Source organism: Saccharopolyspora sp. NPDC045941 (assembly GCF_056431445.1).
Genome location: NZ_JBWKKU010000117.1, coordinates 1 through 14,309 on the forward strand (window position 1 = coordinate 1; position 14,309 = coordinate 14,309).

Sequence of the window (14,309 nt, forward strand, 5' to 3'; positions counted from 1 at the left end):
ATATGCTCAGACATAACCAGCCCGAACGCCTCCACCAGCTGGTCCGCGACTTCATTGACTCCGCGTTCCGCCAGTGACCCAAGTGCGGCCGACGGGACAACTGCTCCAGCACCAGATCCTGCAGCTGATAACGGGTTCCCTTCAAGACGTCCACCAGGACCGCGCGAGCCAGTTCCTCGGCGACTCGCCGTGTGGTCGGCCCGTGCGGGAACACCCCCGACACCACGCGCACCGGCCGCGTCATCGCCCATCACTGTGCCCGTCCTGGGACAGCTCCTCCCCGAGCCGCGGCCTGACTGATCCAACGGGGACCAAATCATGAGTTCCCACGCTCATAAGATCCATGTTCGACTGCGCACAGCTGAATCGTTCACTGACACTTCCGTTGCGCATTCACTGACAAAATCGCTGCGCATCACAACGGGCCGAGAGTGAGGCGGGAGTTCATGTTGAGCTTGAACTCTCCGTGCATCGCCACGTGCGCCCACATCAGCGGCGTCAGCCCGCGGTAGTCCGCCGATCCGAACGCGGCCGCCCATTCAGGTTCGGCCAGCACGTCCTGGATCATCAGGGTGTTGATGTAGACCATCGCCGCCTGCACGATGTGCAGGCACAGCACCGACATCTCTTGCTCGTCGCGGCGGTTGGAGGCGATATCGCCGGCCTTGCCGTAGAAGATCTGCGCGTTCGCGCCGTTCCACGACTCCACGACGTTGAGCCCGGAGTTGACCTCCCGCTGCTCATCGCGCGAGCGCAGGTACCGACAGAGGAACACGGTGCGCTGGGCGCGGCCGACCTCCAACATCGCCTGGTAGGTCGGGTGGGTCGCGGCCCGGGTGAAGCGGCGCAGGATCGCCTCGGTGGAGGCAGTGCGGTTGTTGATCGCCGTGGCGTACTTGACCAGCTGGTCGTACTGCTGCGCGATCAGGTCCCACCGGATCGGCCCGCGCCGCGAGAGCACCGGCGCCAGGTCCGGGATCTGCGCCCGGAACTCGCCGTCGGGCAGGTAGAGCTTGGTGACGTTGATCCGCTTCAGCCGTGGCTTGAGCACGAAGCCGAGCAGCTTTGTGATGCCGAACCCGATCTCGGACTGGCCGTGGGAATCGACGTAGTTGGCCCCGACGTCCATCTCGGTGCGGTGGTGCATCGCGCCCTCGACCATCGCGGCGACCTCGGAGGCGGTGCAGTGCAGCAGCTGCGAGTTGATCGCCATCGACTTCTTGTCCACGTGCCAGTAGATCAGCACGCCGCGGCCGCCGTTGCGGACGTTGTGCTGGGTGAACAAGTTCTGGTCGAACGCTCCGAAGTGTGTCGAGTCCGACGCCACCGCCCCGGTCCCTGTGCCCCAGATCAGGTCCTGGCGGGCGGCGAAGGTCGCGTTCGCGATCGCCGCGGCGAACCCGTCGGGCGCCGTCGGCGGAGAAGTAGCGACGGCGCGCGTAGCGCAGCTCCTCCTCGGTGTGGCCGTGATCGCCCGCGGCGATGGCGCGGAACCCGATGTTCGTGCCGTACCCGAAGATCGCCAGGATCAGCCGCTCGGCCAGCTCCGCACGGCCCAGCCCGCCCCGCGACCCAGCCGGGACGAAGTGGTCCAGGAGCCCGATCCGCAGCGCGGTCTCCTTGAGCATGTCCAGCAGTGGCACCACGATCGCATCACCGACCAGTTCGGCGCGCATGTGCCTGGCCATCGCGTGGCCGATGACCTCCCTGCTGTGCAGGTCGATCACGGTAGCCAGATACAGCCGGCCCTCCTGCGTGGGCAGATAGGTGATGTCACCGACGAGCCGCCTGCCGGGCGCTTCGGCGGTGAAGTCGCGGCCGATGAGATCCAGCACCGGGGCGGCGGTCTCATCCTGCCTGGTCAGTGACCGGCGCCGCCGCCGGGTGATGCCGGCGATGCTGTGCTCGCGCATGATCCGCTCGACGCGTTTGTGGTTGACCCGCCAGCCGCGGCGGCGCAATGCGGCGGTGACCCGCGGGCGGCCGTAGGCTCCACGGTGCTCGGCATGGACCTCGGCGATCTCGGCTGCCAGCCGTTCGTCGGCGGCGGCCCGTTCGGCGCGCGCGGGTGCGGCGGCCAGCCACTCATAGAAGCCCGGACGCCTGATACCCAGGACCCGGCACAGCCGTGCGACGCCGAAGACGGCGCGGTGTTCGGAGACGAACCGGTAGCTGCAGGTCAACGACCCATCTCCTTGGCGAAATAGGCGGCTGCCTTGCGGAGAATCTCCTTCTCCAGCTCCAACTCGGCCACCCGCTTACGCAGCGCCCGCAGCTCTTCCTGCTCACTCACCGAAACGCTGCTGCCAGGCGACGCGACCTCGGCGCGTTCGGCGGTGCGGACCCAATTACGCAGCGTCTCGTGGTTCACCCCGAGCTCGCGGGCCACCTGCCGTAACGGCCTATCCGAGGACCGGGCCGGCTCGACCGCGTCCTTGCGGAACTGCTCGGGAAACTTCGACGAACGTGACACAGGGACATCCTTGCTCAGGCAACTACTGCCTGGGATCAGGGTGTCCGGTCCACAGGGGCAACCTCAGGGCGCGTTCGGACCGAACACGCCGGTCTCTGCCAGCAGCGCGTAGAAAAAGTGCTTGCCTTGCCCTGCGCCTGGTGCTCCATGGCGTGCTGCAGATGGTTAGCCTTTCTGGGCCGCTGTCAGCGCGGTGTACGGTCCGGAGATCCCGTCGTCCGAGTCCGCGTGCACTGGGGCGAAGCGTGCCTGGAAGAAGCGCAGGGTCGCGGGTTCGTGTGTGAAGGACAGGCCAGTGGTGGCGGCAGCGCTGTGCTGGGCGGTGCGGATGACGCTGTCCGCGACCACGTCGAGGTGGCTGCGGGTGTAGACCCGGCGCGGGATGGTCAGCCGCACCAGTTCCAGGCGGGGATGCCTGTTTTCACCGGTGACCGGGTCGCGGCCGGCGGAGACCACGCCGCGTTCGGCGCCGCGGGTGCCGGAGTCCAGGTAGAGCGCGGCGGCCAGCGTCTGGGCGGGGAACTGGTCTCGTGGGACGGCAGGCATGATTGCGGCGGCGTCTAGGCAGACTGCATGCCCGCCGATCGGCCGTACAACGGGCACGCCTGCCTGGATCAGCCGTTCCCCCAGGTAAGCGACCTGCTGGATCCGCGCCCGGATGTTGTCCTCTTGTACCGACTCCTCGATGCCGCGGGCCACTGCCTCCATGTCCCGCCCGGCCATTCCGCCGTAGGTGTGTAGTCCTTCGTACACCACGACGAGGTTGCGGGCCTGCTCTGCGAGCCCGGGATCGCGCACGGCCAGCCAGCCACCGATGTTGGCGTAGCTATCCTTCTTCGCCGACATGCAGGCGCCATCGGTCAGCGCGCACATCTGCCAGAGGATTTCGGCGATGCTGCGATCACCCCAGCCTGGTTCGCGCTGCTGGATGAACCAGGCGTTCTCCACGGCGCGGGCGGCGTCAAGGATGACCGGAATCCGGTGCTGGGCAGTCAGTTCGCGTAGCGCCGTCAGGTTGGCCATGCTGATCGGCTGTCCGCCGGCCATGTTGACCGTGGCAGCCACACTGACGTACGGGAGGGCGTCCGCTCCAACCTTGTGGATGAGCCGCTCGAGCGCATCCAGGTCTACATCGCCCTTGAACGGATGCTCTGAGGAGGGATCGTGTGCCCGGCTGACGATCACGTCGTGGAAGGAGCCGCCGTTGAGCTCCTGGTGGGCGCGGGTGGTGGTGAAGTACATGTTCCCTGGGATGTGGCTGCCGGGGCGAACCAGGCACCGGGACAGGATGTTCTCCGCACCTCGGCCTTGGTGGACGGGGATGACGTGTGGATAGCCGTAGTACTTCTGGACGGCAGCTTCCAGCCGGTAGAAGCTGGACGATCCGGCGTAGGCCTCGTCACCGACCATCATCCCAGCCCACTGCCGGTCGGACATGGCGTTGGTGCCCGAGTCGGTGTAGAGGTCGATGTAGACCTCGTCCGAGCGCAGCAGCGAGACGTTGTAGCCGGCGGCCAGGATCGCTCGCTCGCGTTCCTCGCGGGTAGGGATTCGGATCGGCTCGACGACCTTGATTCGCCAGGGCTCGGCTGTATAGGGCACGGTCACGTTCGTCTCCTCTGTCCTTGTGTTGAATGGGGCTGCGCTGGTTATTGGCGTTCGGGCAGCTTGCGGGCGATGGTTAGTCCGTCGGCGATCGGGAGTAGGACCGACTCGACGCGCTCGTCGTCTCGTACCCGGTCGTTGAAGGCCCGGATAGCCCGGGCATTACCGGTGGCGTCCGGGCTGGCTGCTTCGCCGTAATACAAGACGTTGTCTGCGAGCAATAGTCCGCCGGGGCGTACTCGGGGAACCAGCAGTTCCCAATATGCCTCGTATCCGGGCTTGTCGGCATCGATGAACACCAAGTCGATCATCTGACCGGTGGGCAACGTTTCGAGGGTCTCCGCCGCGGGCCCGATTAGCGATTCGATGCGGTCAGCGACACCGGCCTGTTCCCAGGCGTCTTGCGCGATCCTCAGCCACTCTTCGGACAGGTCGCAGGTTGTCACTCGACCGACGCTAGGCATGCCTAGGGCGAAGGCGAGGGTGGAGTAACCGGTGAAGGTTCCTACTTCGACGACCCACCTGGCGCCGATCAGGCGAGTGAGCAGATTCAAGAACACTGCCTGTTCGTGCGGGATCTGCATCTCGGCGCATCCACCGAGAGCACGAGTCCGGTCGATCAAGTACTGCTGCGCCGGCGTGGGAGGCTGGGCTTGTTCCACCAGGTACTGATAAAGAGGGGGTGTGATCTGAAGCGTCTTGATATCGTTTGCGTTGGTGTTCACGCGAAGTCCCTTCATCGGCGCTGTCGAGGTAGCGCGACCTCTTGTGAGATGACGATTTCGCTGATTCTCAGCAGTAGGTCTCCGGCGTCTTCCTCGAATTGTTCGAAAGCGTCCCGCAGCGCCGCGTCGCGCGGCGCCGGTATCGCGTCCTGCCGGTCGGGGGCAGAAGCTGGACCGCTCAATCTGTGGGCGGCGATGTCGCACATCACTTGGGCAAAGCGGCGGACGAGCTGCGCGGCGAATGCTCGTCGGCACAAGGGGCGTCGCTGGACCTGGAAGAAAGCATCGAAGACATCACGTTCGGCCTCGGTCGGTGCTTGCCCCGGGTGGTGCCCGGCCTTCCGCAAGAGGGAGGCGTCATTCGGAACAAGTTTCTTGGCGACGGCCATGTGCAGCCGATGATTGCGCTTGGCGGCGTTTGTCAGCGGCGCGATGACAGATTCAGGGTGTTTGTCTCGGATCCCCCGCAGGGCTAGCGTAACCGGCTCGTAGTCGCGAGCCCACTTGCCGCTGAAAGCCGCGTTGCAGGCCATCATGTCGGCCCGCACAGTCGCGGCATAGTGTTTGGCCGAGCAGCTTCCGGTGTAGAGGAACAACAAGGAGTACGCGTCGTACAGCCGCGCCGCTGTATGGACGGCATCGCTTGTGGGGGCGGGATTATCGGCAATTGCTTGCAAGCACCGGGCCTGCATCTGCCAGACACCGAACGCTGCGTGGTGCCCCACCACCCACCGGTAGCGGATCCGTTCCACCAGGTCGAGCGGGGCCCGCAGAACGGAAGGCTGTCCACCGTGTGCAGCGTGGCGTAGTGTGCGCAAATCTTCTTCGATTGGCTGGGTGCACCCTGGCATTCCCTCTGCCGCGTGTGGGCAGGGCGAGGGCTCATCTTCCGGCATCGTCAGCACAAGGGGGGCAACGTCACCGTACGCGGAAGGAGCGGAAACGCGGAAGCACACATCGCTAGTGGTGGAAGATCTCATGAGTTGCTCCTTGGTACGAGGCACACGGCTCACCGTTGCTGTGGTCGAAGCCCCTAACGACGCGGTGGAGTTACTTGTCCGTGCCCAGTCAGGATCGACACACAACCATCTTCGGGAAGCGGTCGCCGAAGGACGTACGTGCGGGCCGGCCTACGTCCATGGCCAGGCAGGCTCTGCGGCACGCCCAGCCGGTGCCCGAAGGGGCCGGTTTCCAGGTGAGCGAAGACGAGGCGGTTCGATCCACTATTAGTAGTGATTTGTTATGTCCTAACGCATCGTGTCGATCATCCTCCGTGGATAGTTATCGACGGTGGTGATGACTCTGGATGTGGCCGACAGGCCTCGTCGGCGGTTGGTGTTTTCGCCGCGCGGATGCTGGAGGACTGCTGCGATCGGATCGGCGAGTCAAGGCGAGCTGTACGCGCGTGGGTTGTGGACCGAGGAAGCGCGGAAGTCGATGCTTCCGATAGCCGAGCAGCTTGGTGGGATCACCACATGCCACATCTGCAAGCGCCCCTTCAAGATAATGACGCAAAAGTACTATTAGTAATACTTACCGCAATGTGTCCGAGTTTTGGGTCGTTGAGCGATCGCATCGGGGACCGCGGCACGTCCGGATCCTTTCCTGGCCGCCTTTCTCGAAGCAACATCCCTCCACAAGGGATGTCCGATAGGTCATCACAAAGTGACCGTCTGGACTTGACAGGGAGGCGATGTGCTGCTGTCGGCGGCGTTGCCGCGTGTGCCGCTGATGGGTGTCGGCTCCTTGAGGCGCGCGTTGAAGAAGTCGACGTCGTTGACAACGCTGTCCAGGAGTCGGTAGAAACTATGCGGCAGGAACGCTCCACACGTGCTCGACGGCGGACGGCGGCTGGGAGAGCACGCAGCCGAGGAACTGGATCTCGGTCTTCTGGTCGTTGCGCGGGTAAGTCTCGTGACGCGCAGTCGGGTGCAGTCGTCGATCGCGGTGAACTGATAACTTTCGGCACCGACCCGCCGGCTTGATCGGTACGTTGTTCCTTCCCGTCTTCGGGATCGGTTCGGCGAGCTTGAGGTCGATCTACCTCGGCAAACTTCGGCAATCCAGATTTCATGTCCGGCCGATCGAGCCGAGTCAAGAGCGAGTTCAGCGCAGAATCTGCCGGCCACCGCGGTGCGCAGAACGGCGCGCATATCCGTGCGAATGCGTCATGGAAGGGTGTATGAAGTGGTACGAAGACGATTCCGGTCAGATACGACACCGAAGTGGTGGAGCAGGCAGGTCGTGCTGGGAGTGGCGATCGCCACCGTGACGGTCGGCCTACCGGCCTCGAGCACTGCTGCCGAGCCAGAGTCCCTGTTGGTGAATCGGGTCGCCGAAGCCGACTGCGGCCCCGGCTCGTGGCCGGAGACCGGTGTTCAGGGGCAGGTGCCCAAGGTTGACCGTGACAGTGGGCGGAACAAGCTGGGCTACTGGTGCAATCTCGTTAGGCTGGGCGGCTATCAGGGCGAAGGCGCGGCGTGGGTGAACCCGTCGTACGACACGTGCGCCTACATGGCGACCGCGTTCCTTGGGACACCGGGGAAGCGGTCGCAGGGCACGCAGGTCGTCGACGTTTCGGACCCGCGGAATCCTCGTCTCTCCACCAACCTCACCAGCCCCGCGATGTTCACCTCGCCCTGGGAAAGTCTTAAAGTGAACGAGAAGCGCGGGCTGCTGGCCGGTGTGTCGGGCGGAGGGGCGTTGGGGGCACTGTTCTTCGACGTCTACGACATCTCTCAGGACTGTGCGAGGCCGCGGATCCTCAACGGCGCCAACGGTACCAACCTGACAATGCCGGCGAACGTGCTCGGGCACGAGGGCGAGTGGGCCCCTGACGGCAATACTTACTACGCCAGCGGCCTCGTCGGGGGCTCATTCACCGCGATCGACGTCTCCGATCCCACCAAACCACGCATGGTCTTCACCGGCCTCTCCGGCATCCCAGCCAACCACGGATTCTCTCTCAGCGCCGACGGCAACAGGTTGTACATGACACGGGCCGCTCCTCCGGGCGTCGACATCTTCGACGTCAGCGCCATCCAGAACAGGGAACCGGCCCCGGCGATCATTCAGATCGGGAGTGTGTCCTGGAGCGACGGCCTGTTCACGCAACACACCATTCCCATCACGTATCAAGGTAAGCCCTACCTCGTCGCAGTCGATGAATTTAACAACGGCGGCGTCCGGTTCATCGACATCAGCGACGAACGCAACCCGAAGGCTGCCCATCAGCTGAAGCTCGGAATCAATGCTCCCGAGCACGCAGCCGAGCGGATCGAGGACACTGTCGGTAACGGGTTTTTCGGCTACGAAGCTCACTACTGCTCGGTGGACCGTGCCGATGAGCCGCGCAAGCTCGCCTGTGGCTGGTTCCAGTCCGGTGTGCGGGTCTTCGACATCCGTGATCTTTCCCAGGTCAAGGAGATCGCCTACTACAACCCACCCGCCCAATCCGACAACAAGGCCAAGCTCAAAGGGTCCGAACACGCCTACGGCATTGGCGCGTCCCTCGGGGGCGGCCTCACCGGGTCCAACCTGACCGCCGACTGGTGCAGCTCGCCCCCGCGGTTTGTCGGTTCGGACCAGCTCTGGGTTACCTGCCAGGACAACGGGTTCCTGGCCCTGCAACTCACCAACGGTGCACAAGGATGATCCGGCGCTTGCTGCTCGCGCTGTGCGGGCTCGCGCTACTGGCGGGCGCAGCGCTCATCGGTGCTGCGCTGGCCACTCCTCCTGGCAGCCCCCACGAGTCAGGCAGCGACACCATGCCATCCGCAGTCGACATGGGATTCCTGCAGGACATGATCGTCCATCACCAGCAGGCCGTGACCATGAGCGAGATCGTACGCAGTGGGGCGGGCGTTGAGATCGCCAGCCTGGCCGACGTGTTGCGGGGCAATCAACTCCTGGAGATCGGACAGATGACGGGCTTCCTCCAAGCATGGGACAAACCGCTCATCTCCTCGAGCGCACCGATGGACTGGATGCCTGGCCATGCCGAAAGCCACCAAGCCCACCACGACGGCAACCAGCACGGTGCGATGCCCGGTATGGCAACTCAGGACGAGCTGAACCGACTGGGAGAACTCACCGATAGCACGAAAGAGGTCTACTTCCTGCAACTCATGGTGCGCCATCACCAAGGCGGCGTGCTCATGGCGGACTACGCGGCCACCCACGCCGCCACCCCTCAAGTCAAGGCACTCGCCCAACGCATAGCCGTCGAACAGTCCAAGGAAAACCAGCAGTTAACTGCCTTCCTTGGCCAACGCGACCCGTAACGAGAGAAGCATGGTGTCCCGGCTGAAGCGACTCATTGCCACGGCAAGTGTCCCGGGCCTGTGAGGTGCCCGGGGTTTCGTAGAGATCTTTCTTGTTCAGGGTGCTTGCGGGTCTTGTCCCAGACGCTCCGCCAGTAGACGTGTTCGTACTCGGTGGGTGGGACGTAGTCCAGTTCCGAGTGCAGGCGCTCATCGTTGTACCACGCGACCCAGGCGGACACGGCACGCTCGACTTCGTCGGAAGCCCGTCACGGGGTCAGATGTCGATCAGTTCGGCCTTGAACGTGCTGTTGAGAGCTCAGCCATCGCGTTGTCGAAGTCAGCCACCAAGCCACCAAGCCACCGAAGCCGATGCGCCTACTTCGGACAGGCGGTCGGTGTAGCGGATCGAGACGTACTGCGTCAGCGTCGCCGAACGCCATGGACGCAACACGCGACCACGTTGCCAACCGGACCTGGACCCGCAACTGGCGCGTACCACGAAGGAACCTGAGCCAGAGCTCACACGAAGGGATTTCAGGCTCACCGCTGATCGGGCCCAAATCCGCAGCCCGATCTTCCCGAGGACTACTGGCACACGGCCGGAAACGCACTGTACTTTCGGGCCGAGATGTGCGTCCTACCGACTCCAAGAAGCTCGCAAACTCCGGCAAGAAGTCAGGAACGAGGTAGAAACGGGGCGTCCGAATGGTTTCGAGGATTTGGGAGTGAATGAACATGAGGAAAGCGGTTTCGAGCCGGGTCACCAGGGCGGCGGGGGTCATCGGTGCCTTCAGCGTGGCGATCACCTTGGCCTCCACAGGGATGGCGCAAGCGGCCACCCCTGGCACCTTGAAGGTCTGCACTGGAAAGGACTTCTTCGTCACGGTGAAGCTTCCTGGACGTGGTGGTCTCAGCTTCACACCCGCCAAGCGCCCCAACGAAGAGACCTGTGCGACTATCGACCTGGGCGGGAACACCAACGAACGGGTCGACGTGTTCACCCTGGACCGCTACATGGGTTCGTTCATCTACAATGGTCAGCGGGGCGCTGAGGTGCACGGAATCCCTGGACCGAGCTTCTACGTGTCCTGACGGCACAACGGGCGCGTCGTCACTCGTCTTCGCTGAAGCTCTCGGGCCGTCAAAGCTCGGTGAGCGACCGCAACGACTACGGGGCCGCCGGAGACAAATCCGGCGGCCCTGCGTGCAAGCCCAGGCGATCGCCGCAGGGTAGCGGTGCTCGATGCCAAAGTGGCGGCCTCTACATATTTCGAAGCGGATGCGGTCATCAGGAACGCCGTGTGCACGCAGCGCTCGGTCGAATGCAGTGGCGCCCAGGCAGAGGAAGGACTCATCTCAGCTGACCCGGCCAGGGTGGCCCCGCATCCGCGCTGCAGCCCGCCATGCCGCCAGCGACCGGGATGCGCTTGTGCAGCCTCACGTGTACCTCTCCGGTCCACACAGGATGGTCGAGGTGGCACGCGAGCGCGGACACTGTCCGTGCGGCAAGGCGGTCCGGTCCTGTTGGGACAATGTCGGCGCCCTCGCCATGCACGGTGATGCCGGAACCGGTGGTGCCGGGCGTCACGTCGTCGTAGGGGGAGATGGAGTGGAAGACCCCGACCCGAGCGTGGAAACCGTCGCTGGGCAAGTCACCGACGGACAAAGTTCACGAGCGGCCCCCTGCCCCGGGTGGGTGTGCCAGAGCGTTCCGTACGGTCACACCGGCCAGGCCGACGCGTTCTTGCCGCGAAACGCGGCCTCCGGACTCGGTCAGCACGTCGGAGTTGACCGGCACCAGCCGACCGGGTGAGGCCGCAGCTTGCACCAGCTGGCCGCCGGCCACCAGGATTTTTTGTTCGCTAGAGCCAGTTGTGCGCAGGCTGCTAACGTGTGCAGCGTGGGGTCGAGCCCTTGCGTGCCGGGTATCGCGTTCAGCATGGCGTCGGCCGGAGTAGTGTTGAGCAGTTCGGACGTCTCATCGAGTCCGGTGAGGACGTTGCCCATGTAACCCAGGGCGCGGCGTTCCTGCGCTGCCTCGGTCTTGACCGCGATGATGCGAACGCCGAACCTGACCGCCTGCGCGGCGAGGAGTTCGGCATTGCCACTGCGGCCAGTCCCGCAACGTGGAACGTATCCGGGTTCGCCGCGATTATGTCCAGCGCCTGGGTGCCGATGGACCCGGTCGAGCCGAGGATGAGGACGCTGGATCATGGGGAGACCTGCCAGGTGTCGCGTCCTGCCAGCAAGCTCGCCAGGTCCGGCGGTCGGTTTTTGGTGGCGTTCACCTGTGCGCGGGCCAGGTCGTCGTAGACCGGCCGGTCGACGCAGCGGAAGACACCGGTCAGTGTTCGGTCCAGTCGGGACAGTTGGAACGCGTAGGACGGGTCGGGGATTGTCGTGTCGTGGATGACAGGCTCGCCGTCGGTGGTGAAGGCGAGTGTGCCATCCGATTGGCGGGTGAGGATCTTGTTACCGTCGCGGATGGGTTCGCCGTGGCGCAACGCGACGGGTTGTTGTTTGGCCAGTTCGAAGGCGCCGTCGTTGAAGATCGGGCAGTTCTGGTAGATCTCCACCAGCGCCGAGCCCCGGTGCTCGGCAGCCACCCGTAGCACCTCCGTCAACTGCTTACGATCGGAGTCCAGTGCCCGCCCGACGAAGGTCGCCTCCGCGCCCAGAGCCAGCGAGATCGGGTTGAACGGATGATCCAGCGAACCCATCGGGGTCGACTTGGTGACCTTGCCTTCTTCCGAGGTGGGCGAGTATTGCCCCTTGGTCAGACCGTAGATCTGGTTGTTGAACAGCAGAATGTTCAGGTTCACGTTGCGGCGCAGGGCGTGGATCAGGTGGTTGCCGCCGATCGACAACGCGTCGCCGTCACCGGTGACCACCCATACCGACAGGTCCTCCCGGCTGATGGCCAGACCGCTTGCGATCGCCGGGGCGCGCCCGTGGATGGAGTGCATGCCGTAAGCGTTCATGTAGTACGGGAAGCGACTGGAGCAGCCGATACCCGAGATGAACACGATGTTCTCGCGCTTGAGCCCCAGTTCCGGCAGGAACGACTGCACGGCGGCGAGCACGGCGTAGTCACCGCAGCCAGGACACCAGCGGACTTCCTGGTCGGTCTTGAAGTCCTTGGCGGACTGCTTGCCGTCGAAGGTCGGCACGGCCGCCAGGCCGCCCAGTGCCGGCAGGCCCAGGTCGATGCCGGTCATGCAGCATCCAGTCCCTTCACGAGGTCAACGAAGACGTCCTGCAACTCCTCGGCCTTGAACGGCAGACCCGCGACCTTGGTGTACGACACCGCGTCCACCAGGAACTTCGCGCGGACCAGCATCACCAGCTGACCCAGATTCATCTCCGGCACTACAACCTTGTCGTAACGACTCAGCACCTCACCCAGGTTGCGCGGGAACGGGTTGAGATTGCGCAGATGGACGTGCGCGATGTCCATCCCCAGCCCGCGGACCCGCCGACACGCCGCGCCGATCGGTCCGAAACTCGACCCCCACCCCAGCACCAGTGCCCGGGCGTTGCCCGACGGGTCGTCGACCTCGGCGTCGGGCACGTCGATGCCGTCGACCTTGGCCTGGCGCAGTCGGACCATCTTGTCGTGGTTGTCCGGGGCGTAGGAGATGTTGCCGGTCCGGTCGGCCTTCTCCAGACCACCGATCCGGTGCTCCAGTCCGGGCGTGCCCGGCACCGCCCACGGCCGCGCCAGGGTCTGCGGGTCACGTAGGTAGGGCCAGAACTCGCCGGACCCGTCGGTGGCGTTCGGCTCGGTCGCGAACTCCACCGACAGGTCCGGGAGATCTTCGATGTCGGGGATCAGCCACGGCTCGGAGCCGTTAGCGATGTAGCCGTCCGACAGTAGCAGCACCGGAGTGCGGTAGGTCAACGCGATCCGAGTCGCGTCCAGCGCCGCCTGGAAGCAGTCCGCGGGGGAGCGCGGGGCGGTGATCGGGACCGGGGCCTCGCCGTTGCGGCCGAACATGGCTTGCAGCAGGTCGGCCTGCTCGGTCTTGGTGGGCAGACCTGTGGAGGGGCCGCCGCGCTGGATGTCCAGCACGACCAGTGGCATCTCGGTCATCACCGCCAGGCCGATGGTCTCGGACTTCAGCGCCATGCCCGGGCCCGAGGTGGAGGTCACGCCGAGCGCGCCGCCGAAGGAGGCTCCCAGGGCGGCGCCGATCCCGGCGATCTCGTCCTCGGCCTGGAAGGTGGTGACGTCGAAGTTCTTGTGCTTGGCCAACTCGTGCAGCACGTCCGAGGCGGGAGTGATGGGGTAGGTCCCCAGGAACACAGGGCGTTTGGCGCACTGGCCGGCCGCGACGATGCCGTAGGCGAGCGCGGTGTTGCCATTGATCTGCCGGTAGGTGCCGGCGGCGAGCTTGGCCGGGGCAACCAGGTAGGTCACCGCGAACGACTCGGTGGTCTCGCCGTAGTTCCAGCCGGTGTGGAAGGCGAGGATGTTGGCCTCGGCGATGGCGGGATTCTTGGCGAACTTCTCGCGCAAGAACCGCTCAGTACCGACGGTTTCCCGGTTGTACATCCAGGACAGCAGGCCGAGGGCGAACATGTTCTTCGCGCGTTCGGCGTCCCTTTTCGACAGGCCGGTGGGTTCGAGTGCGGCGCGGGTGATGCTGGCCATCGCGACCTGGTGTACCTGGTAGGAGGCCAGTGACTGGTCTTCCAGGGGATTGCTGGTGTAGTCGACCTTTGCCAGGTTGCGCTTGGTGAACTCATCGGTGTTGACGATGAGGATGCCGCCGGCGGGCAGGTCGGCGATGTTGGCCTTGAGCGCGGCGGGGTTCATCGCGACGAGTACGTCGGGGCGGTCGCCGGGGGTGAGGATGTCGTAGTCGGCGAAGTGTAGTTGGAAGCTGGAAACGCCAGGTAGAGTGCCTTGTGGGGCGCGGATTTCGGCGGGGAAGTCGGGTAGGGTGGCGAGGTCGTTGCCGAAGGTGGCGGCCTCGGAGGTGAAGCGGTCTCCGGTCAGCTGCATGCCGTCGCCGGAGTCGCCCGCAAACCGGATCACGATCCGATCCACTTCCTTCAGAGCGGGACCGGGAGCGACGGCGGTCATGACAGGACCACCGGAGAGGAGCCGGGCACGGGCTCCATGTCCTCGGCGATGCGCATGGCCTCCTCGATCAGGGTCTCGACGATCTGGTGCTCCGGCACCGTCTTGATCACCTCGCCCTTGACGAAGATCTGGCCCTTGCCGTTGCCCGAGGC

The 14,309-nt window shown here is 64.8% G+C and carries 12 protein-coding genes and 3 pseudogenes; 3 read left to right on the forward strand and 12 right to left on the reverse strand.

Annotated elements, in window-relative coordinates; genetic code table 11:
• From AC07FN_RS44595 to AC07FN_RS44625, 7 genes and pseudogenes are all read right to left on the reverse strand, one after another.
• The coding region (locus AC07FN_RS44595) for a hypothetical protein (protein WP_478401153.1) at nucleotides 1–244 on the reverse strand (244 nt) is incomplete at its 3' end.
• Between the two features lie 171 nt (nucleotides 245–415).
• Nucleotides 416–1,471, reverse strand: a complete 1,056-nt coding sequence (locus AC07FN_RS44600) for a Tn3 family transposase (RefSeq protein ID WP_478401163.1) — start codon at nucleotides 1,469–1,471, stop codon at nucleotides 416–418.
• Nucleotides 1,461–2,183, reverse strand: a pseudogene (locus AC07FN_RS44605) (IS3 family transposase); the annotation flags it as partial. The pseudogene AC07FN_RS44605 and the gene AC07FN_RS44600, both read right to left, overlap by 11 nt.
• Nucleotides 2,180–2,473 (reverse strand): transposase, encoded by a 294-nt coding sequence (locus AC07FN_RS44610; RefSeq protein WP_478401154.1) that lies wholly within the window; start codon nucleotides 2,471–2,473, stop codon nucleotides 2,180–2,182. The pseudogene AC07FN_RS44605 and the gene AC07FN_RS44610, both read right to left, overlap by 4 nt.
• Before the next feature lie 165 nt (nucleotides 2,474–2,638).
• The gene (locus AC07FN_RS44615) at nucleotides 2,639–4,081 is read right to left on the reverse strand and encodes a tryptophanase (RefSeq protein ID WP_478401155.1); all 1,443 of its coding nucleotides are present in this window, start codon (nucleotides 4,079–4,081) and stop codon (nucleotides 2,639–2,641) included.
• Between the two features lie 41 nt (nucleotides 4,082–4,122).
• Nucleotides 4,123–4,803, reverse strand: a complete 681-nt coding sequence (locus AC07FN_RS44620; RefSeq protein ID WP_478401156.1) for an O-methyltransferase — start codon at nucleotides 4,801–4,803, stop codon at nucleotides 4,123–4,125.
• Nucleotides 4,804–4,814: 11 nt separating this feature from the next.
• Nucleotides 4,815–5,555 (reverse strand): hypothetical protein, encoded by a 741-nt coding sequence (locus tag AC07FN_RS44625; RefSeq protein WP_478401157.1) that lies wholly within the window; start codon nucleotides 5,553–5,555, stop codon nucleotides 4,815–4,817.
• Between the two features lie 1,492 nt (nucleotides 5,556–7,047).
• Between AC07FN_RS44625 and AC07FN_RS44630 the strand changes: the two genes are divergently transcribed.
• Both AC07FN_RS44630 and AC07FN_RS44635 read left to right on the forward strand, forming a co-directional pair.
• Nucleotides 7,048–8,457 carry an LVIVD repeat-containing protein gene (locus AC07FN_RS44630; RefSeq protein WP_478401158.1) on the forward strand — a complete coding sequence of 470 codons (1,410 nt, stop codon included), beginning with the start codon at nucleotides 7,048–7,050 and terminating at the stop codon, nucleotides 8,455–8,457.
• A gap of 8 nt (nucleotides 8,458–8,465) precedes the next feature.
• Nucleotides 8,466–9,086 (forward strand): DUF305 domain-containing protein, encoded by a 621-nt coding sequence (locus AC07FN_RS44635; RefSeq protein WP_478401159.1) that lies wholly within the window; start codon nucleotides 8,466–8,468, stop codon nucleotides 9,084–9,086.
• Between the two features lie 32 nt (nucleotides 9,087–9,118).
• Here the strand turns inward: AC07FN_RS44635 and AC07FN_RS44640 are convergent.
• Nucleotides 9,119–9,316: pseudogene (locus AC07FN_RS44640) on the reverse strand (hypothetical protein); the annotation flags it as partial.
• Nucleotides 9,317–9,863: 547 nt separating this feature from the next.
• Between AC07FN_RS44640 and AC07FN_RS44645 the strand changes: the two are divergent.
• Entirely contained in the window at nucleotides 9,864–10,160 is a 297-nt protein-coding gene (locus AC07FN_RS44645) for a hypothetical protein (RefSeq protein ID WP_478401160.1), read from the forward strand.
• Nucleotides 10,161–10,841: 681 nt separating this feature from the next.
• Here the strand turns inward: AC07FN_RS44645 and AC07FN_RS44650 are convergent.
• From AC07FN_RS44650 to AC07FN_RS44665, 4 genes and pseudogenes are all read right to left on the reverse strand, one after another.
• The gene (locus AC07FN_RS44650) at nucleotides 10,842–11,282 is read right to left on the reverse strand and encodes a hypothetical protein (RefSeq protein ID WP_435830445.1); all 441 of its coding nucleotides are present in this window, start codon (nucleotides 11,280–11,282) and stop codon (nucleotides 10,842–10,844) included.
• Entirely contained in the window at nucleotides 11,279–12,286 is a 1,008-nt protein-coding gene (locus tag AC07FN_RS44655) for a 2-oxoacid:ferredoxin oxidoreductase subunit beta (protein ID WP_478401161.1), read from the reverse strand. The genes AC07FN_RS44650 and AC07FN_RS44655 overlap by 4 nt, the downstream gene beginning before the upstream one ends.
• Complete coding sequence (locus AC07FN_RS44660) at nucleotides 12,283–14,157, reverse strand: 2-oxoacid:acceptor oxidoreductase subunit alpha (protein ID WP_478401162.1); 1,875 nt, start codon at nucleotides 14,155–14,157, stop codon at nucleotides 12,283–12,285. The genes AC07FN_RS44655 and AC07FN_RS44660 overlap by 4 nt, the downstream gene beginning before the upstream one ends.
• A pseudogene (locus AC07FN_RS44665) lies at nucleotides 14,154–14,309 on the reverse strand (flavodoxin-dependent (E)-4-hydroxy-3-methylbut-2-enyl-diphosphate synthase); the annotation flags it as partial. The pseudogene AC07FN_RS44665 and the gene AC07FN_RS44660, both read right to left, overlap by 4 nt.

Excerpts from the sequence above, each read along its gene's own strand:
- AC07FN_RS44650 (WP_435830445.1), bottom strand. The coding sequence starts at position 11,282 with ATGATCCAGCGTCCTCATCCTCGGCTCGACCGGGTCCATCGGCACCCA.
- AC07FN_RS44655 (WP_478401161.1), bottom strand. The coding sequence starts at position 12,286 with ATGACCGGCATCGACCTGGGCCTGCCGGCACTGGGCGGCCTGGCGGCC.
- AC07FN_RS44660 (WP_478401162.1), bottom strand. The coding sequence starts at position 14,157 with ATGACCGCCGTCGCTCCCGGTCCCGCTCTGAAGGAAGTGGATCGGATC.